Raw genomic sequence first — 19,157 nt, forward strand, 5'->3', positions numbered from 1 at the left:
TCATGCTCACATTTCTGGAGGGCGTAAAGAAGGCGTAACTATAGCGTAAAAAAGCGTGTGACTGGATTAACTTTCCAGCAAACGCTGCAGCAGAACGCCGTTTAGCATCGAGCGTTTTACCAACGCAAAAGCGCCAATCGCGGAACGATGGTCGAGTCTGGAACGTACAACAGGCAGGTTTTTACGGAATTCTTTCAGCACCTGGGTGTTGATGCAGCCTTCGATGGCTGGAAGCAGCACTTTCTCTGCTTCAATAATTTCTCCGGCAATCACCACTTTTTGCGGGTTAAACAGGTTTATTGCAATGGCGATGGCTTTGCCCAGATGGCGGCCAACATGCTCAATGACTTCACAAGCCAGAGCATCGCCTTTATTCGCGGCTTTGCAAATCGCCGTAATATCGCATTCATCAAGCGTCAGACGGCTGTTATAGCCTTGCTCAAGCAAATGACGCACACGGTGTTCGATTGCGGCATTCGCAGCAATGGTTTCCAGGCAGCCAAAGTTTCCGCAGTGGCAACGTTCACCTAAAGGGTCCACCTGAATGTGACCAATTTCACCTACGTTGCCATTCCGGCCAATAAAAATGCGCCCGTTTGACAGAATACCGGCACCGGTTCCACGGTGCACGCGCACCAAAATGGAGTCATCGCAGTCGTGTGTTGCACCAAAGTAGTGCTCAGCAAGTGCAAGACTACGGATATCGTGGCCGACATAACAGGTCACTTTGAACTGTTTTTCAAGGCTATCGACCAGCGACCAGTTATTCACCTGGATATGCGGCATGTAGCGGATAACGCCGCTTTCCGGGTCGACAAGACCTGGCAGGATCACTGATATTGCAATCAGCTCACGCATTTTGCGCTGGTACAATTCGATGAACTGAGAAATTGCGTTAAGTAGGGCGTGTTCGAGCGTTTCCTGAGTACGTTCAGGAAGGGAATAATGCTCTTCGGCAAGCGGTTTAGCACTGAGATCAAACAGTGTGATGGTCGCGTCGTGGCGACCAAGACGCACGCCAATGGCGTGGAAATTGCGGGTTTCAGTGATAATTGAGATAGCGCGGCGGCCCCCGGTGGAAGCCTGCTGATCAACTTCTTTGATCAGTCCGCGCTCAATTAACTGTCGAGTAATTTTCGTAACGCTGGCAGGTGCTAGCTGGCTCTGTTCGGCAATCTGAATGCGAGAGATTGGCCCATGCTGGTCAATCAGGCGATAAACCGCCGCGCTGTTCAGTTGTTTTACCAGATCGACATTACCAATTTGAGCCTGTCCGCCAGTCGTCATGCCTTAATTACTCAGTTACGACCTCGTTACCATTAACAAAGGTCTTGGTGATTTTATAATCGCGGGTAAAGGTCGTCAGGTTGGCGACTTTCCCTGCTTCGATTGTACCTAATTGTTGTTCTACACCCATCGCACGGGCAGGGTAGAGGGCAGCCATACGCAGGACTTCGTCTAAGGCAATGCCAGCATGCTCGACCAGGTTACGTACCCCTTCAATCATTGTCAGGGCAGAACCGCTCAGCGTACCGTTCTCATCTACGCATAAACCATCGCGGTAGTATATTGTTTTTCCTGCGAAAATGAACTCATCGATATTTGCGCCTGCCGGAGCAGTTGCATCAGTCACCAGGCAAAGCTTGTCGCCTTTGACCTTTTTCGCAGTACGTATATTGGCATAGTCCACATGCAAACCATCGGCAATGATACCGCAGTAAACATCGGGTTCATCAAAAATTGCACCTGCAAGACCTGGTTCGCGGCCAGTAATGTATGGCATTGCGTTGAACAGGTGGGTTGCAAAGGTGATACCGGCGCGGAAACCAACCTTGGCTTCTTTTACAGTAGCGTTGGAATGCCCTGCTGAAACGATAATGCCAGAAGCGACCAGTTTACTGATGACTTCAGGCGCAACCATTTCTGGTGCCAGCGTGACTTTGGTGATGACATCTGCGTTTTGACACAGGAAATCAACCAGTTCTGCATCTGGTTGACGCACGAAACTTGGGTTATGCGTCCCTTTTTTCACCATGTTCAGCCATGGGCCTTCAAGGTGCAGACCGAGTGCCTGGTGCTGATACTTCGCCAGGTATTCGCGCATCACTTTCACGCCTTGCTTCATCAGTTCATCGCTGGTGGTGATTAGCGTAGGTAAATAGCTGGTACAGCCAGAACGCTCATTGGCTTTCTGCATGATTTCCAGCGTTTCAACGGTAACTGCATCAGCAGAATCATTGAACTGAACACCGCCACAGCCGTTAAGCTGCACATCAATAAAACCGGGGGCAATGATTGCACCGCCCACATCGCGAGTCTCAATACCCGCTGGGAGATCTGAGCGCGGGCAAACGCGTTCAATCAGGCCGTTCGCGATAATAACCGCGTGATCATCAAGAATTTCATGGCCGGTATAAATCCGACCGTGAGTTAATGCAAACATAGTTACCCCCGGTTATACCCGTCATACTTCAAGTTGCAGGGGTGTTGGCTGCAACTCGAATTATTTAGGGTATAAGTTAATATTTAAAGATCTTTGATATTTTCTGCTTCAAGTTCATTGAAGTACTTCAGTGTCTTAACTTTCAGTTCCATGGTCGATGGTTCATCACACACAACCACTGCTTTAGGGTGCAGTTGCAGACAGCTAATCGTCCACATGTGATTCACATTACCTTCCACGGCTGCCTGCAGCGCTTGTGCTTTCAGATGGCCGAGAACCAAAATCATCACTTCTTCAGCGTCAAGCAGCGTGCCCACGCCGACAGTCAGCGCATATTTTGGCACTTGAGAAACATCGCCATCAAAGAAACGGGAGTTTGCAACACGGGTGTCATGAGTCAGCGTTTTGATACGAGTACGTGAAGCCAGAGAAGACGCAGGTTCGTTGAACGCGATGTGACCGTCGTTGCCTACGCCACCCATGAACAGGTGAATTTTGCCGTATGAACGAATTTTTTCTTCATAACGACGGCACTCTGCGTCAACATCTTCGGCGTTGCCGTTCAGCAGGTTGATGTTTTCTGCCGGGATATCAACGTGATCAAAGAAATTACGGTGCATGAACGTATGATAGCTTTCTGGGTGCTCTTTTGGCAGACCAACGTATTCATCCATATTAAAGGTGACGACGTTTTTAAAGCTAACCTGGCCCGCTTTGTGCATCTCTACCAGCGCTTTATACGCTTCAAGTGGAGTACCACCGGTTGGCAGGCCCAGCAAGAATGGACGGTCAGCTGTTGGGTTAAACGCATTGATACGCTTAACGATATGGCGTGCTGCCCATTTGCCAACTTGCGCTGGGGTAGCCAGGGGAATCAGTCTCATCATTCACCTCATAAGTTAAATAGAAATACGAATGTAGTCAGATTGCTTATCTAAACCCTCTAAGGGTAAACCAGTTTTAAGCTGGCCATTACGGGATCAATCTGTCTTGATTTTTCGGATGATAAAATAAGTTTTAGTCGATAGCTAGCCAGAGGGGAGTGGAATAACAATATTTGGTGATTTTAATCACAAAAAAAGGGTGTTTAATTTGCGATACGAATTAATTTTTCACACACTCAGAAGGTTGGTGAATCTTCGCCATGCTTTCAAGGTTTGTTAAACAATAATAAAACTGCTTTGAACGAGCCTTAACGGGGTCTCATAGGGGGAATTAACGTGAGTATTCTAGGTTACATGCAAAAGGTTGGCCGTGCGCTTATGGTGCCGGTAGCCACATTACCAGCCGCAGCCATATTAATGGGTGTTGGCTACTGGATTGACCCGACTAGTTGGGGCGGTGATAACGCATTAGCGGCGTTGTTCATCAAATCTGGTGCTGCAATTATTGATAACATGGGTGTGCTGTTTGCCATTGGTGTGGCTTATGGTATGTCCAAAGATAAAGATGGTGCTGCTGCACTAACCGGTTTTGTCGGTTTCCTGGTTCTGACGACGCTTTGTTCGCCAGCGGCTGTTTCTATGATCAAGCACATTCCGCTGGATCAGGTTCCGTTTGCGTTCTCTAAAATTCAGAACCAATTCGTAGGTATCATGGTGGGGATTATCTCCGCAGAGTTGTACAACCGTTTCAGCAGTGTCGAACTGCCAAGAGCGTTGTCCTTCTTCAGCGGCCGCCGCCTGGTTCCAATCCTGACCTCCTTCGTCATGATTGCTGTTGCCTTCATCATGATGTTTATCTGGCCAATCGTGTTTAGCGGCCTGGTAAACTTTGGTGAGCACATCCAGAAAATGGGTTCTATCGGCGCGGGCGTTTACGCGTTCTTCAACCGTTTGCTGATCCCAGTTGGCCTGCACCACGCTCTGAACTCCGTATTCTGGTTCGACGTTGCAGGTATTAACGATATTCCTAAGTTCCTTGGTGGTGCTAAATCCATCGCTGAAGGTACCGGTATTGTTGGTATCACTGGTCGTTATCAGGCTGGTTTCTTCCCAATCATGATGTTCGGTCTTCCAGGTGCTGCGCTGGCAATTTACCAGTGTGCGCGTCCTGAAAATAAAGCCAAAGTCATGGGTATCATGATGGCGGGTGCGTTTGCTGCCTTCTTTACTGGTATCACTGAACCGTTGGAATTCTCCTTCATGTTCGTGGCTCCAGTTCTGTATCTGATCCACGCAGTGCTGACCGGTATCTCCGTATTTATCGCAGCAAGCATGCACTGGATTGCAGGTTTCGGCTTCAGTGCGGGTCTGGTGGATATGGTGCTTTCTTCCCGTAACCCACTGGCAACACACTGGTACATGCTGATTCCGCAAGGCATCGTGTTCTTCGTGATTTACTACGTTGTGTTCCGTTTCACTATCACCAAATTCAATCTGTTGACTCCAGGTCGTGAACTGGCTGTTGCAGGTGATGAAACTGATGGTCAGGACGTGAATGTCAGCGGCAATACCAATCAAGATGTTACTGAGCTGGCTCGTCAGTACATCGCAGCGGTTGGCGGTTCAGCTAACCTGACAGGTATTGATGCATGTATCACTCGTTTGCGCCTGAACGTGAAAGACTCCTCATTGGTCAATGAATCTCTGGCTAAACGCCTGGGTGCAACCGGTGTTATCCGTCTGAACAAAACCAGCGTGCAAATCATCGTCGGCTTTGTGGCTGAGAAAATTGCTAACTCCATGAAGACTGTGGGTGAAGTTGCTGCTGCTCCAGTAAGCGCGGCTGCTGCGGCACCTGTTGCTGCTGCAAAACCACAGGCTGTTCCAAACGCTGTCACCATCGCCGCGCTGGTTTCTCCAGTAACGGGTGATGTTGTTGCGCTGGACCAGGTTCCTGATGAAGCCTTTGCCAGCAAAGCGGTAGGTGATGGTGTTGCTGTTAAGCCAACAGGTAAAACTGTTGTCGCGCCAGCTGCCGGCACTATCGTAAAAATCTTTAATACCAACCATGCGTTCTGTCTTGAAACCGAGAAAGGTGCAGAAATCGTTGTCCATATGGGCATTGATACTGTTGCATTGAACGGCCAGGGCTTTACTCGACTGGTAGAAGAGGGTGCTGAAGTGGTAGCAGGCCAGCCAATTCTGGAAATGGATCTTGATTTCCTGAATGCCAACGCTCGCTCCATGATTAGCCCAGTGGTTTGCAGCAACATCGACGACTACAGCGGTCTGGTTCTCCAGGCGCAAGGTTCTGTTGTTGCAGGGCAAACGCCTCTGTACGAAATTAAAGGCAAATAATCGCTCCTGAGTTATTTACCCAAAATAATGCGAGTTGCATTGCGGCGGCAAGAGAACGAGTTCCGATGAGCTTAGTGTACTAAGTGATTTGGGTGAGTGAACGTAGCCAACAAAGATGCAACTTGAAGTATGAAGGGTAAGATTGTGCCTTTAGCGGCTGGAGAGTCTTTTCTCCAGCCGCTTTTTTATGCTATCCCGTCCGTCCTCCCCGATACCCTTATTTATGCAACTAAAGGTTGTTTCCGACGCCTGCTTATTAGATCATATGCCGTTAACGAAAGTTTTTGCATTGAGGAACCCGCGATGAGTGAGGCTGAAGCCCGCCCAACTAACTTTATTCGCCAGATTATCGATGAAGATCTGGCCAGTGGTAAGCACAACAGCATTTGCACCCGTTTTCCGCCAGAGCCAAACGGCTATCTGCATATCGGTCATGCAAAATCTATCTGCCTGAACTTTGGAATCGCACAAGATTATCAAGGCCAGTGCAACCTGCGTTTCGATGATACAAACCCGGCAAAAGAAGATATCGAATTCGTAGATTCAATTAAGCACGATGTTGAATGGTTAGGTTTCCATTGGTCTGGCAACGTGCGCTATTCCTCCGATTATTTCGATCAGCTGTTCAATTATGCTGTTGAATTGATCAATAAAGGTCTGGCGTATGTTGACGAACTGACCCCGGAACAGATCCGTGAATATCGCGGCTCATTGACCTCACCTGGTAAAAATAGCCCTTACCGTGATCGTAGCGTGGAAGAAAACCTCGCGCTGTTCGAGAAAATGCGTAACGGTGAATTTGCTGAAGGCACTGCGTGTCTGCGTGCCAAAATCGATATGGCTTCGCCATTTATCGTGATGCGTGATCCGGTGATTTATCGTATTAAATTTGCCGAACACCACCAGACGGGTACCAAGTGGTGCATCTACCCGATGTACGACTTCACCCACTGCATTTCCGATGCGCTGGAAGGCATTACACACTCGCTGTGTACACTTGAGTTCCAGGACAACCGTCGTTTGTACGACTGGGTGTTGGATAACATCACAATTCCTGCGCATCCGCGTCAGTACGAGTTCTCACGCCTGAATCTCGAATACTCCATCATGTCTAAGCGTAAGCTTAACCTGCTGGTGACTGAGAAGGTTGTAGAGGGTTGGGATGACCCACGTATGCCGACCATTTCTGGTCTGCGTCGTCGTGGTTATACCGCCGCTTCTATTCGCGAGTTCTGTAAGCGCATCGGTGTGACTAAGCAAGACAACACCGTTGAAATGGCGTCACTGGAATCTTGTATCCGTGATGATCTGAACGAGAACGCGCCGCGTGCGATGGCCGTACTCGATCCGGTTAAAGTGATCATTGAAAACTTCCCGCAGGGCGAAGTGGAAATGGTGACTATGCCAAATCACCCGAACAAGCCAGAGATGGGCAGCCGTCAGGTGCCGTTTAGCCGTGAGATCTATATCGATCGTGCTGACTTCCGTGAAGAAGCCAACAAACAGTACAAACGTCTGGTGTTGGGCAAAGAAGTCCGCCTGCGCAATGCGTATGTGATTAAAGCCGAACGTGTTGAGAAAGATGAAGCAGGGAATATCACCACGCTGCATTGTTCTTATGATCCGGAAACATTGAGCAAAGACCCGGCTGATGGCCGTAAAGTTAAAGGTGTTATTCACTGGGTAAGCGCGGAACATGCTTTACCTGTTGAGATTCGCCTTTACGACCGTCTGTTCAGTGTTGCAAACCCTGGTGGTGCGGAAGATTTCCTCGCAACGATTAACCCTGAATCACTGGTTATCAAGCAAGGTTTCGTCGAACCAAGTCTGCAAAGTGCGGAAAAAGGCAAAGCGTATCAGTTCGAACGCGAAGGTTATTTCTGCCTGGACAGCCGTTATGCAACGGCTGAAAAATTGGTATTTAACCGTACCGTTGGCTTGCGTGATACCTGGGCGAAAATGGGCGAATAGCCCCTCAGTCCTAAGTCAATAGCTGGCAAAAACGCCGCGAATAGCGGCGTTTTTTTTTCGCTTTATAATCATTTGGTTAAACATATCTTCACATTCGCGTTGCGAATTAATGTTATTTACACTTCTTTCCTTCCTCTTTTCTCTGGTCAATCTCAGAGCATTAAAAATTCTTGTTTTAATTATGTGAGCGCTCTCATGTGGAGTTTTATATTTTATAAGTTGTAATTATCAAGATAAAACTCTCAAGGCATGATTTGTTACAAATACTCATAAATTATGTGCTCTCTGTCATAATATCGGAATGAACTCTTACAAAGTCGTTGATAATTCGCGTCGCGAAAAATAGTCTTAAGCACAGCAGTAATGCGGGCAAATATTCATAACCGCTTTAGCCGTTAGGCATTTTTACTTTTTTTCGCCATAAGGCGTCTTTTAACGTCCGGCGATTATTGATACGTCAAAGAGGAATAATATATGCGTACGTTTAGTGGCAAACGTAGTGCACTGGCGCTTGCAATTGCAGGTGTCACGGCTCTTTCAGGACTGGTTGTCATCCCTCAGGCAAGTGCAGCAGGTTTTATTGATGATTCGACTCTGACCGGTGGTGTTTATTACTGGCAGCGTGAACGTGACCGTAAAGATGTCACGACTGATAAATATGAAACTAACCTTGCGCACTCCACCTGGAACGCCAACCTGGACTTCCAGTCTGGTTTCGCCGCTGACATGTTCGGTCTGGATATCGCGGCCTTTACTGCTATCGAAATGGCAGAAAATGGCGATAGCGGCCACCCGAACGAAATCGCATTTTCCTCTTCGAATAAAGCTTACGACGAAGATTACTCTGGCGATAAGAGTGGTATTAGCCTCTATAAAGCCGCAGCAAAATTCAAATACGGCCCGGTCTGGGCGCGTGGTGGTTACATTCAGCCAACCGGGCAAACCTTGCTCGCACCGCACTGGAGCTTTATGCCTGGTACTTACCAGGGCGCTGAAGCCGGTGCAAACTTTGACTACGGCGATTCTGGCGCGCTGAGCTTCTCCTACATGTGGACCAACGAGTACAAAGCTCCATGGCACCTGGAAATGGACAAGTTCTACCAGAACGATAAAAAGACCAAAGTTGAGTACCTGCACTCTCTTGGTGCGAAGTATGACTTCAAAAATGACTTCATACTCGAAGCCGCATTTGGCCAGGCTGAAGGTTACGTTGATCAGTACTTCACCAAAGCGAGCTACAAATTTGATATTGCTGGCAGCCCGTTAACTACCAGCTACCAGTTTTACGGCACGCGTGACAAAGTTTCTGACGCCAGCACCAACGATTTGTATGACGGCACCGCATGGTTGCAGGCATTGACTCTTGGATACAGAGTCGGCCAGGTTGACCTGCGTCTTGAAGGAACCATGGTTAAGGCTGACGGTCAGCAAGGCTACTTCCTGCAACGTATGACTCCAACTTATGCATCTTCAAACGGTCGTCTTGATGTGTGGTGGGATAACCGCTCTGACTTCAACGCCAACGGCGAAAAAGCAGTATTTGCAGGCGCGATGTATGACCTGAGCAACTGGAATCTGGCGGGTTGGGCAGTGGGTGCTTCTTATGTTTACGCATGGGATGCTAAACCAAGTTCTAAACCAACCACTGACGGTTACTACGATGCCGATAATCGCCTGAAAGAATCGGCCTATAGCCTTGATGCGTTGTACACCGTTCAGGATGGTCGCGCGAAAGGCACTCTGTTTAAACTGCACTTCACTCAGTATGACAACCATTCCGACATCCCAAGCTGGGGCGGTGGTTACGGCAACATCTTCCAGGATGAGCGTGACGTGAAGTTCATTGTTATCGCACCTTTCACCATCTTCTGATTCGAAACCGGGCGTGAAAACGCCCGGTTTTCTTAAGGATATCAAGCATGAAAAAAATCATTATGATTACGGTGATGGCGTTAGGTTTGAGTGCATGCGCACAGCAACAACCCAAAACGGCACCAGAAGATTCAAAACTGAAGCAAGCGTATAGCGCCTGCATTAACACCGCAGAAGGTAACCCGGATAAAATCCAGGCCTGCCAAAGCGTGCTAAACGTGTTGGGTCAGGAGAAGGATCACCAGGAGTTTGCGAAGAAAGAAACGGTTCGCACCCTGGATTATCAGAACTGCATTCAGGCAACACGTACTGGCAATGACCAGGCCGTGAAAGCTAAATGCGATAAAATCTGGCAAGAGATCCGCGCTAACAACAAGTAATCGCTGTATTCAGGCAATAAAAAAACCGGTGAGCTTATCACCGGTTTTTTTATTGCCTGGCTCCTGAATCAGAAACCAGAATATGCAGATTACTTTTCGCTGATTTCGTGCGCGTTTTCGTCGGTACGGCAATCACCTTCAGCGCAATGACCATAAAGGTACAGGCTGTGGTTAGTAAGACGAATACCATGGCGTGATGCGATTTCACGCTGGCGGGCCTCGATTGAATCATCGCTGAATTCAATCACTTTGCCGCAATCCAGGCAAATCAGGTGATCATGGTGATGCTGCTGTGTCAGTTCGAAAACAGATTTGCCGCCTTCGAAGTTGTGACGGGTCACAATGCCGGCATCATCAAACTGGTTTAGTACACGATAAACGGTGGCGAGACCAATCTCTTCGCCCATATCAATCAGACGTTTATATAAGTCTTCCGCACTGACGTGGTGATTCACCGGCCCCTGCAGCACTTCAAGGATTTTTAATCGAGGAAGCGTGACTTTCAGGCCGGCCTTCTTTAATGCGGTATTGTTGTCAGTCATGCGGAAATTGTCCTGTTGCTTAACGATTCGCTCGGAGTCAGGGTGAGCGTTAAGATGAATGCGTCTCATTATAGAACTGCCCCTTCTAAATGGGAACCGCAAGTATTATGCATAACCAAGTTAAAAAATTGCGGTTGAGTCGCGATTTGATGGCCTTGATAGCTATTTGTCAGGAGTTCATTGTACAGGGACAAGCTGAAAAGTTAAAAATTTGTAGCAATTATTTTAATCGGAAATAACTATCAATGCGGCGAAACCCAATAGTTCCGCCACATTGATGCCCATCGCCCTTGAATATGCAGGTTTATTGCCGGCCTGCATCTTAAAGTAGCCTGGGTTTAGAATCAGGCGTTGATGATATCGGCCAGGTTCAGCTCGTCAGAAACTTGTTTAACCCATTTCTGAACGCGTTCAGCAGTCAGTTCTGGTTGACGGTCTTCGTCAATCGCAAGGCCAACAAAGTGATCGTCGTCGGCGAGACCTTTAGAGGCTTCGAAATGGTAACCCGCAGTCGGCCAGTGACCCACAATAGCTGCACCGCGCGGCTCAATGATGTCGCGGATTGTGCCTAATGCGTCACAGAAATATTCTGCATAGTCTTCCTGGTCGCCACATCCGAACAGCGCTACCAGTTTGCCATTGAAATCAACTTCTTCCAGCGTCGGGAAGAAATCATCCCAGTCACATTGGGCTTCGCCGTAGTACCAGGTTGGAATGCCGAGAAGCAGAATATCGAAGCCTTCCAGGTCTTCTTTGCTGCTCTTAGCAATGTCATGCACCTCAGCAACGTCTTTACCGAGCTGTTTTTGAATCATTTTCGCGATATTTTCGGTGTTACCAGTGTCGCTGCCGAAAAAAATGCCTACGATTGCCATGAGTAAAATAACCTCTTGATACTTAATGGTATGATGGCTGCTATTTGGCCACAGATAGGGCAATCATAGCAGAACACATCGCGGTGCGGAAACTGCTATCACTCCAGTGTGCACAGTCTGCAACATTGCTTGCCAGGTGATGAGCATTTAACTAACTGAGATGCTGCTTCAGTTGTTCGAGCAGTATCTCTTCAATCAATTCACTTCGACTGATATTGCGCGCTTCAGCTAGTTGATTGAGAGCATCTACCGCATCGTTATTGAGCTTTAGCTCCACTCGCTTCAGGCCGCGTACTTTATCGCGCTTGAGTTGGTTGCGTTTGTTGATACGCAATTGCTCATCACGCGTTAGCGGATTGGTTTTTGGTCGCCCCGGGCGACGCTCGTCCGCGAACAGATCTAATGTAGTACGGTCCGTTTGTTCTTTTGCCATGATTAGACTACTGACAGGGAATTCAGGTGGCACGGAGCGGGGTGCTCTGGCGCAATTTAGCGCGCAATCATACATCAGCATGGCTTGCGCGCCAACGCGTTAGCCGCATCTTGCGGCCAGTCGGTCTGTTTTTAATCAGTTTGCAGGCGTTATGTCGATAAAACGATGGATTGCGCGCAAAACTGCATCAGGTTTTTCGGCGTGAACCCAGTGACCGGCTCCCGCTACCACATGAGCGCGTGCCTGCGGGAACTGCGAAAGCAGTTGGTCGCGGTGCGACTCGTCTACATATGGCGACTCGCCACCACGAATAAACAGTGCGGGTTCATCCCAGGCAGGGATGTTTTGCCAGCCAACAATATTCTCATACTGCTCCCACAGTACCGGCACATTGAATTTCCACTCGCCATCAGCAAAAGACTTCAGCAAGAACTGAATAACGCCTTCTTCATTAAGATGCTCGCGCATCACGGTTGCGACCTGCTGCCGTGATTTAACGCAAGCTTCGCTGACGGCATTTATTGCCGTAAAAATTTCATCGTGACGGCGCACCTGATAATCCACCGGTGCAATATCAATCAGTACTAATTTATCGATACGCTCTGGGGCAATCGCCGTCAAAGCCATAGCCACTTTGCCACCCATTGAATGGCCAATAATAATGGCTTTCTCAAAGCCATATTCATCAAGCGTGTCGACGACATCCTGCGCCATAGCAGGGTAGTTCATCTCAGTGCTACGAGGTGATAAACCGTGGTTGCGCAGATCAATTTGCAGCAGCGTATGATTTTGCCCGAGGTCACGGGCCAGCACGCCCAGGTTATCAAGGCTACCAAAAAGGCCGTGAATAAGGACGATGGGAGAATTACTAGTCGATTGTTGCGCAGTTTGCAGGCGAGCATTCAATTTCATGGCAAAGTTCTTTTTTTTTACTTCGTGTGGTTAGGGTATCATAACGGCATTCTGCCGCAGTGCCGCAAATTTCCAGTCTAGTCTGAGTTTGTGGTGTGACATAAGTTTGGCGCTACCCGAGGTTGGGATTTGTGCGAATATGTACATATAATCCCAACAACTTGAATTCAGAAAAGATACCGCACCGGATTAAGATGAAAACAATTGAAGTTGATGACGAGCTCTATCGCTATATTGCCAGCCACACGCAGCACATTGGTGAAAGCGCGTCCGATATTTTACGGCGCATGTTGAAATTTACCGCCGGTCAAACTCCTGCTACACCTGTAACTCCCGGCCAGACAGCGGCAACGACTGCTGCACCTGCTCCGGAAGCCAAACCCGTAAATAAAGCACGCGATCGCGTACGTGCGGTTCGTGAATTACTGCTGTCCGATGAATATGCAGAGCAAAAGAAAGCGGTTAACCGTTTCATGATGGTGCTTTCGACTCTGTATACCCTGGACGCACATGCTTTTGGTGAAGCGACTGAATCGCTGCACGGTCGTACGCGTGTCTATTTTGCAGGTAACGAGCAAACGCTGCTGCAAAACGGAAACCAGACTAAGCCTAAACATGTTCCAGGCACGCCATACTGGGTTATTACTAATACCAATACGGGTCGTAAATGCAGCATGGTCGAACACATCATGCAATCAATGCAGTTCCCGGCGGAATTGATTGAAAAGGTTTGCGGCACAATTTAACACCTCGCGTCAGAAGGAAAGGCCAATGGCTAACCACCCTCGTGCAGGGCAACCGGCACAACAGAGCGATTTGATTAACGTAGCCCAATTGACGGCCCAGTATTACGTGCTGAAGCCTGAAGTGGGGAATAGCGAACACGCGGTGAAGTTCGGTACTTCCGGCCATCGAGGCAGTGCGGCACGTCATAGCTTTAACGAACCCCACATTCTGGCGATTGCTCAGGCGATTGCTGAAGATCGTGCAAAAAATGGAATTACCGGGCCGTGCTACGTTGGCAAAGACACCCACGCGTTGTCTGAACCTGCGTTTATCTCTGTATTAGAAGTGCTGGCTGCCAACGGTGTGGATGTCATTGTGCAGCAGGCGAATGGCTACACGCCAACGCCAGCCATCTCTCATGCCATTCTGACGCACAACAAAAAGGGTGGCGCACAGGCTGATGGCATCGTTATCACGCCTTCGCACAACCCACCGGATGACGGCGGTATCAAATACAATCCACCTAACGGTGGCCCGGCTGATACCAACGTCACCAAAGTCGTAGAAGATCGCGCTAACGCACTGCTGGCCGCAGGTCTGAATGATGTGAAACGCATCTCTTTGGATCAGGCCTGGAAAAGTGGTCACGTACAAGAGCAAGATCTGGTGCAGCCGTTTATCGAAGGGCTGGTGGATATCGTTGATATGGCCGCCATCCAGAAAGCGGGCCTGAAACTGGGTGTTGATCCACTCGGTGGTTCCGGTATCGAATACTGGCAGCGTATCGCGAAGCACTACAACCTGGATCTGACGATTGTTAACGATCACGTTGATCAAACCTTCCGCTTTATGCACCTCGACAAAGATGGCGCGATCCGTATGGATTGCTCGTCCGAATGTGCGATGGGAGGCTTGTTAGCGCTGCGCGACAAATTCGACCTGGCTTTCGCCAATGACCCGGATTACGACCGCCACGGTATCGTCACGCCAGCTGGCCTGATGAACCCGAACCATTACCTGGCTGTTGCGATTAACTACCTGTTCCAGCATCGCCCGCAGTGGGGCAAAGATGTGGCAGTCGGTAAAACACTGGTTTCGTCTGCAATGATTGACCGTGTGGTCAACGATTTGGGCCGCAAGCTGGTGGAAGTGCCAGTTGGTTTCAAATGGTTTGTCGATGGCTTGTTTGATGGCAGCTTCGGTTTTGGCGGCGAAGAAAGTGCCGGGGCATCATTCCTGCGTTTCGATGGCACACCGTGGTCTACCGATAAAGACGGCATTATCATGTGCCTGCTGGCGGCAGAAATCACAGCCGTTACCGGTAAAAACCCGCAGCAGCATTACGACGAACTGGCTGCTCGCTTCGGTGCGCCAAGCTATAACCGTCTGCAAGCCTCTGCCACTTCTGCGCAGAAAGCTGCACTGTCTAAACTTTCCCCGGAAATGGTTAGCGCAAGCACGCTTGCTGGTGACCCCATCACCGCACGTCTGACCGCGGCTCCGGGTAACGGCGCATCCATCGGCGGCCTGAAAGTTATGACTGAAAACGGCTGGTTTGCTGCACGTCCTTCCGGTACGGAAGATGCGTACAAAATCTATTGTGAAAGTTTCTTAGGTGCAGAGCATCGCCTGCAAATTGAGAAAGAAGCGGTAGAGATTGTCAGCGAAGTGCTGAAAAACGCGAAGTAAGATGTTGAATTGGAAAAGGCGCCGTAAGGCGCCTTTTTTGTTTGTCGGATCTACAGCATAAAACGGTAGCCAATCCCGGTTTCGGTCAGCAAATGCGTCGGGCGAGCCGGGTCGTTTTCCAGCTTCTGGCGCAAATGCCCCATGTAAATACGCAAATAGTGGCTATGTTCCACGGCATTGGGTCCCCAAACCTGGTTGAGCAACTGGCGTTGGGTGAGCACTTTTCCATGGTTATTGAGCAGAATGGCGAGCAAGCGAAACTCAATCGGCGTGAGGTGGATTTCCGCACCATCACGCGTGATGCGTCGGGTGGCGAGATCAACGGTGATTGTTGAAAACTGATAAACCGGATCGGGCTGCGCAAGGCTTGCATGGCGGCGCAACACCACACGTAAGCGTGCTTGCAGTTCGCCAATACCAAAAGGTTTGCTGAGATAGTCATCGGCCCCGGCATCCAGCGCGTCAATCTTCACTTGCTCATCGCTGCGGGCGGATAGCACGACAATCGGCGTCTGGCTCCACTGGCGAAAATCGCGGATAAAATCAATACCATCGCCATCGGGCAAACCGAGATCGAGAATCACTAAATCGGGTTTACGCGTGGCGGCTTCCAGCAAACCACGTTGCAATGTTTCTGCTTCATGTACGCGCAGCGATTCAGCTTCCAGCGCGGTGCGCAGAAAACGACGGATCTCTTTTTCGTCTTCAACAATCAGAACGGATATCACAATGCCTCGTTCATTTCTGCCAGTTCAGGCGGTGGGGGAAGAGGTAAAATAACATGGAAACTGGCTCCGCCCTCCGGCCGATTAGCAGCGACAATTTTTCCGTCATGGACTTCAACAATCGCCTGGCAAATCGCAAGGCCTAAACCCACGCCAGGGATGGCAGACTCTTTGTTGCCTCGGGAAAATTTATCAAAAATCTTTCGCTCTTGCCCAACCGGAATACCTGGGCCACTATCCCAGACTTCAAGATCGAGTTTATCAGCCAATGGGTGCGCACGGATGCCTATGTTTGCCTGAAAGCCTGCGTACTTCGCCGCATTTTCCAGCAAGTTTATCAGCACACGTTCAAACAACGGGCCGTCGACATGAATCAGCATCAGCGGGTCAGGGAGTGCCAGCGCAATATGCCGCCCACCCAAACTTGGTTCGAGCATTTTCAGGGCGCTGCCCACCACTTCTTCGATCGTCAGCCACTCTTTGCGCAGATTAAACCCGCCGGACTGAATACGCGCCATATCCAGTAAGTTGTTCACCAGGCGCGTGGTGTTGAGGACGTGCTGGCGAATATCGTTGGCCTGCGGTGCGTGTTTCGAGCCTTCAGAGGCCAGATCTAACGTCAGAATTTCTGCCTGACCAAACAGCACCGTCAGTGGAGTGCGCAAGTCGTGTGAAAGTGCTGCAAGTAACGAGTTGCGCACTTGTTCTCGCTCACTGGAAAGCCGAGCTTGTTCTTCGCTGGCGGTCAGTAATAACCGCTCCAGTGCGGTGGCGGCAAGCAAAGTGAATGTTTCCAGTAAACGTTGCTGCTCGGGGATCATCAATTGGCGCAAATTGCTCGGTTCGACAATCAGCAAGCCAAGCGTTTTTTCCGGCGTCTTGAGCGGCAGAATTTGATATGGCACACCGGGCAGTGTATCCGTGCCGGCACCGGCAGGTTGGCCTTTATCAAAGCTCCAACGCGCGATAGCTTCGTCCCAGTTTTGAGGTTCGCCCCTGGCATTTACCCGCTTTAATTGGCCATTTTCGTTGGGCAGCAATAACTGTGTACGGGCATTAAAACTGTTATTGATAAATAGCTCGCTGGTGGCAGCAATATCTTGCGGAGTGCGTTCTGCAGCGAGGGCTTTCGACATCTCATAAAGATGACGAGTGCGCTGTTCGCGATAACGGGCAATTCGTGCCTGATAACGCACACCCGCCGTGAGATTCCCGATAACCAGCCCGACAGTCAGCATCACGGCGAAGGTTAACAGATACTGAATATCAGAAACCGCCAGCGTGCCGTGTGGGGCAATAAAGAACAGATCGAAGCTCACCACGCTAATCACCGTTGCCAGAACGGAAGGCCAGCGGCCGTAGAATAGCGCCACGATAACAACGCCCAGCAAGTAGAGCATCACAAGGTTTGCGGCATCAAAACCCAACAACCACTGATTGGCTATAAACGTGGTCACCGCGCAAAGTGCGATGGCAACAGCACAACCGCGTAATTGCACGCGCCACTTTTCGCTAAAGCTGCGGGTGTCTTGTGCCGAAGGGGAGGCGGCGGCAGGTTTGTCGTCCAGCGCGACAATCACCAAATCAAGGTCTGGTGCGCGGCGGGCCAAACGGTCAGCAAAAGATTCACGGCTCCACCAGCGGCGCGTAGTGCGTCGGCCAATGATAATTTTCCCGAGGTTGTGCTCCCGGGCGTAGCGTAAAATCGCTTTATCTTCAGCAGGGTCGGCAAGCGTTGTGGTTTCCGCACCCAGCTCTTGTGCCAGGCGAAGTGAAGCTAAAATTGCGCGGCGTTGGTGTTCGGGCAAACGGTGAAGCTGTGGCGTTTCGACATAAACCGCATGCCACACGCTGCCCAATTTTGCTGCCAGTCGGGCGGCGGTACGCACCAGCTTTTCATTGCCAGAACTGTGGCCAATACACAGTAAAATTGCGTCGCGGGTGTGCCAGACTTTCTCTTCGCCCTGGTTATCACGCCAGGCCCGCATTTGGTCGTCAACGCGATCGGCGGTGCGGCGCAGTGCCAGTTCGCGAAGCGCAATCAAATTCCCTTTACGGAAGAAGTGTTCAATGGCGCGTTCGGCCTGTCCTGCGATATAAACTTTGCCTTCGTGCAGGCGCTGGCGTAAATCATCAGGCGGCAAATCGACCAGCACGATTTCATCGGCTGCATCGAAGATGGGGTCGGGAACCGTTTCACGTACCTGAATGCCGGTTACGCCGCCGACGATATCATTCAGGCTTTCGAGGTGCTGTACGTTGACGGTGGTAAATACGTCGATCCCGGCATCCAGCAACTCTTCGACATCTTGCCAGCGTTTCGGGTGGCGTGAACCGGGCGCATTGCTGTGCGCCAGTTCGTCCATCAGGATAAGCGCCGGGTTACGGGCGAGTGCGGCGTCGAGATCAAATTCCTGAACCCAACGCCCACGGTGGTGAGTGCGTTTGGCGGGCAGAAGAACGAGTTTGTCCAGCAGGGCGGCGGTCTCTTTGCGACCGTGGGTTTCCACCACGCCAAGCAAAATATCCAGCCCTTGTGCCCGCAGCCGCTGCGCTTCTTGCAGCATGGCGTAAGTTTTCCCTACGCCAGCACAAGCGCCGAAGAAGATTTTCAGCTTCCCGCGCGTTGGGCGGCTAACTTGCTCAAGCAGCTTATCCGGGTCGGGGCGCAGCGGTTCCTGTGTCATAACAACTCCATTAGTATCACGCTAATCCACCTTACAAATTTAAAACCGTAAGTCGGATTAGCGGCACGATATCCGACCTGTTTATGGTGCCTGTAAGGCATCCAGGGCCACATTAACCAACAACACATTGACGACCGGCTTACCCATAAAACCAATCAAAGGCTGAGTGGTGTTTTCGGCTATCAGGCGTTTAACTTGTTCAACCGGCAAATCACGGGCTTTAGCGATACGCGGGATTTGCCAGGCAGCCGCTTGCGGCGAAATCTGCCCGTCCAGGCCGCTGGCTGATGCGGTCACCAGTTCAACGGGAACCGCTGGATTAGCCTGCGGATTTGCCGCGCGTAACGCCGCAATACGTGTCGCGACCACCTTATCCAGCTCTGGGTTACTTCCCGCCAGGTTGCTACCGCCTGAAGCCATGGGATTATAGGGCGTTTCAGCCGTAGCAGAAGGGCGACCTTGTAAATACTTCGCCTCGGTGAAGTTTTGCCCAATCAACTTCGAGCCACGTACCACCGTGGTATCAATAATCAATGAACCATTGGCTTGCGCCGGGAACCACCACTGGGCTAGCAGCGTTGTCATTAGTGGGTACAGACCCCCTGTAATCAGGGTGAGCAAAATCAGTAACATTATAGCGGGACGGAAGGTAGACATTTG

General features: G+C 50.1%; 16 protein-coding genes. 6 read left to right on the forward strand and 10 right to left on the reverse strand.

Annotated features, from left to right (window positions below):
* Nucleotides 1-66 precede the first annotated feature (66 nt).
* The 3 genes from nagC to nagB form a co-directional block, all read right to left on the reverse strand.
* Nucleotides 67-1,287 (reverse strand): DNA-binding transcriptional regulator NagC, encoded by a 1,221-nt coding sequence (gene nagC / locus M975_RS03075; protein WP_064557220.1) that lies wholly within the window; start codon nucleotides 1,285-1,287, stop codon nucleotides 67-69.
* Between the two features lie 7 nt (nucleotides 1,288-1,294).
* Nucleotides 1,295-2,443, reverse strand: coding sequence for an N-acetylglucosamine-6-phosphate deacetylase (gene nagA / locus M975_RS03080; protein ID WP_064557221.1), 1,149 nt, complete (start codon nucleotides 2,441-2,443; stop codon nucleotides 1,295-1,297).
* Between the two features lie 83 nt (nucleotides 2,444-2,526).
* On the reverse strand, nucleotides 2,527-3,327 hold the full coding sequence (gene nagB, locus M975_RS03085; RefSeq protein WP_034494036.1) for a glucosamine-6-phosphate deaminase: 801 nt from the start codon (nucleotides 3,325-3,327) through the stop codon (nucleotides 2,527-2,529).
* 336 nt (nucleotides 3,328-3,663) lie between these two features.
* On the opposite strand from nagB, the gene nagE reads away from it, so the two are divergent.
* From nagE to chiQ, 4 genes are all read left to right on the forward strand, one after another.
* Nucleotides 3,664-5,685 (forward strand): N-acetylglucosamine-specific PTS transporter subunit IIBC, encoded by a 2,022-nt coding sequence (nagE, locus tag M975_RS03090; protein WP_074388312.1) that lies wholly within the window; start codon nucleotides 3,664-3,666, stop codon nucleotides 5,683-5,685.
* A 303-nt stretch (nucleotides 5,686-5,988) separates the two neighbouring features.
* The gene (gene glnS / locus M975_RS03095; protein ID WP_064557222.1) at nucleotides 5,989-7,656 is read left to right on the forward strand and encodes a glutamine--tRNA ligase; all 1,668 of its coding nucleotides are present in this window, start codon (nucleotides 5,989-5,991) and stop codon (nucleotides 7,654-7,656) included.
* 474 nt (nucleotides 7,657-8,130) lie between these two features.
* Nucleotides 8,131-9,528: a chitoporin ChiP gene (gene chiP / locus M975_RS03100; RefSeq protein ID WP_064557223.1), complete on the forward strand. Its 1,398-nt coding sequence runs from the start codon at nucleotides 8,131-8,133 to the stop codon at nucleotides 9,526-9,528.
* A gap of 47 nt (nucleotides 9,529-9,575) precedes the next feature.
* The gene (gene chiQ, locus M975_RS03105; protein WP_064557224.1) at nucleotides 9,576-9,908 is read left to right on the forward strand and encodes a ChiQ/YbfN family lipoprotein; all 333 of its coding nucleotides are present in this window, start codon (nucleotides 9,576-9,578) and stop codon (nucleotides 9,906-9,908) included.
* A gap of 89 nt (nucleotides 9,909-9,997) precedes the next feature.
* Here the strand turns inward: chiQ and fur are convergent, their stop codons facing one another.
* The 4 genes from fur to ybfF form a co-directional block, all read right to left on the reverse strand.
* Nucleotides 9,998-10,450, reverse strand: a complete 453-nt coding sequence (gene fur, locus M975_RS03110) for a ferric iron uptake transcriptional regulator (protein ID WP_034456677.1) — start codon at nucleotides 10,448-10,450, stop codon at nucleotides 9,998-10,000.
* A 344-nt stretch (nucleotides 10,451-10,794) separates the two neighbouring features.
* A complete protein-coding gene (gene fldA / locus M975_RS03115; protein ID WP_064517084.1) occupies nucleotides 10,795-11,325 on the reverse strand; it encodes a flavodoxin FldA in 531 nt (176 codons plus the stop codon).
* A gap of 151 nt (nucleotides 11,326-11,476) precedes the next feature.
* Complete coding sequence (gene ybfE / locus M975_RS03120) at nucleotides 11,477-11,758, reverse strand: LexA regulated protein (protein ID WP_064517087.1); 282 nt, start codon at nucleotides 11,756-11,758, stop codon at nucleotides 11,477-11,479.
* A gap of 135 nt (nucleotides 11,759-11,893) precedes the next feature.
* On the reverse strand, nucleotides 11,894-12,670 hold the full coding sequence (gene ybfF / locus M975_RS03125; protein ID WP_064557225.1) for an esterase: 777 nt from the start codon (nucleotides 12,668-12,670) through the stop codon (nucleotides 11,894-11,896).
* A gap of 194 nt (nucleotides 12,671-12,864) precedes the next feature.
* Here ybfF and seqA point away from each other — a divergent pair, with 194 nt between their 5' ends.
* On the forward strand, nucleotides 12,865-13,416 hold the full coding sequence (gene seqA, locus M975_RS03130) for a replication initiation negative regulator SeqA (protein ID WP_064557226.1): 552 nt from the start codon (nucleotides 12,865-12,867) through the stop codon (nucleotides 13,414-13,416).
* A gap of 25 nt (nucleotides 13,417-13,441) precedes the next feature.
* Nucleotides 13,442-15,085 carry a phosphoglucomutase (alpha-D-glucose-1,6-bisphosphate-dependent) gene (gene pgm / locus M975_RS03135; RefSeq protein ID WP_064557227.1) on the forward strand — a complete coding sequence of 548 codons (1,644 nt, stop codon included), beginning with the start codon at nucleotides 13,442-13,444 and terminating at the stop codon, nucleotides 15,083-15,085.
* A 50-nt stretch (nucleotides 15,086-15,135) separates the two neighbouring features.
* On the opposite strand, the gene kdpE is transcribed toward pgm, so the two are convergent.
* The 3 genes from kdpE to kdpC form a co-directional block, all read right to left on the reverse strand.
* On the reverse strand, nucleotides 15,136-15,813 hold the full coding sequence (gene kdpE / locus M975_RS03140) for a two-component system response regulator KdpE (protein WP_064557228.1): 678 nt from the start codon (nucleotides 15,811-15,813) through the stop codon (nucleotides 15,136-15,138).
* Complete coding sequence (kdpD, locus tag M975_RS03145; protein WP_064557229.1) at nucleotides 15,810-18,497, reverse strand: two-component system sensor histidine kinase KdpD; 2,688 nt, start codon at nucleotides 18,495-18,497, stop codon at nucleotides 15,810-15,812. The genes kdpE and kdpD overlap by 4 nt, the downstream gene beginning before the upstream one ends.
* An 81-nt stretch (nucleotides 18,498-18,578) precedes the next feature.
* Nucleotides 18,579-19,154, reverse strand: coding sequence for a potassium-transporting ATPase subunit KdpC (gene kdpC / locus M975_RS03150; RefSeq protein WP_064557230.1), 576 nt, complete (start codon nucleotides 19,152-19,154; stop codon nucleotides 18,579-18,581).
* Nucleotides 19,155-19,157: the final 3 nt, after the last annotated feature.

The organism is Buttiauxella brennerae ATCC 51605 (assembly GCF_001654925.1).
GTDB classification, from domain to species: domain Bacteria; phylum Pseudomonadota; class Gammaproteobacteria; order Enterobacterales; family Enterobacteriaceae; genus Buttiauxella; species Buttiauxella brennerae.

Coding starts and splice junctions, on each gene's coding strand:
- nagC (WP_064557220.1), bottom strand. CDS start 1,287: ATGACGACTGGCGGACAGGCTCAAATTGGTAATGTCGATCTGGTAAAA.
- nagA (WP_064557221.1), bottom strand. CDS start 2,443: ATGTTTGCATTAACTCACGGTCGGATTTATACCGGCCATGAAATTCTT.
- nagB (WP_034494036.1), bottom strand. CDS start 3,327: ATGAGACTGATTCCCCTGGCTACCCCAGCGCAAGTTGGCAAATGGGCA.
- glnS (WP_064557222.1), top strand. CDS start 5,989: ATGAGTGAGGCTGAAGCCCGCCCAACTAACTTTATTCGCCAGATTATC.
- chiP (WP_064557223.1), top strand. CDS start 8,131: ATGCGTACGTTTAGTGGCAAACGTAGTGCACTGGCGCTTGCAATTGCA.
- chiQ (WP_064557224.1), top strand. CDS start 9,576: ATGAAAAAAATCATTATGATTACGGTGATGGCGTTAGGTTTGAGTGCA.
- fur (WP_034456677.1), bottom strand. CDS start 10,450: ATGACTGACAACAATACCGCATTAAAGAAGGCCGGCCTGAAAGTCACG.
- fldA (WP_064517084.1), bottom strand. CDS start 11,325: ATGGCAATCGTAGGCATTTTTTTCGGCAGCGACACTGGTAACACCGAA.
- ybfE (WP_064517087.1), bottom strand. CDS start 11,758: ATGGCAAAAGAACAAACGGACCGTACTACATTAGATCTGTTCGCGGAC.
- ybfF (WP_064557225.1), bottom strand. CDS start 12,670: ATGAAATTGAATGCTCGCCTGCAAACTGCGCAACAATCGACTAGTAAT.
- seqA (WP_064557226.1), top strand. CDS start 12,865: ATGAAAACAATTGAAGTTGATGACGAGCTCTATCGCTATATTGCCAGC.
- pgm (WP_064557227.1), top strand. CDS start 13,442: ATGGCTAACCACCCTCGTGCAGGGCAACCGGCACAACAGAGCGATTTG.
- kdpD (WP_064557229.1), bottom strand. CDS start 18,497: ATGACACAGGAACCGCTGCGCCCCGACCCGGATAAGCTGCTTGAGCAA.
- kdpC (WP_064557230.1), bottom strand. CDS start 19,154: ATGTCTACCTTCCGTCCCGCTATAATGTTACTGATTTTGCTCACCCTG.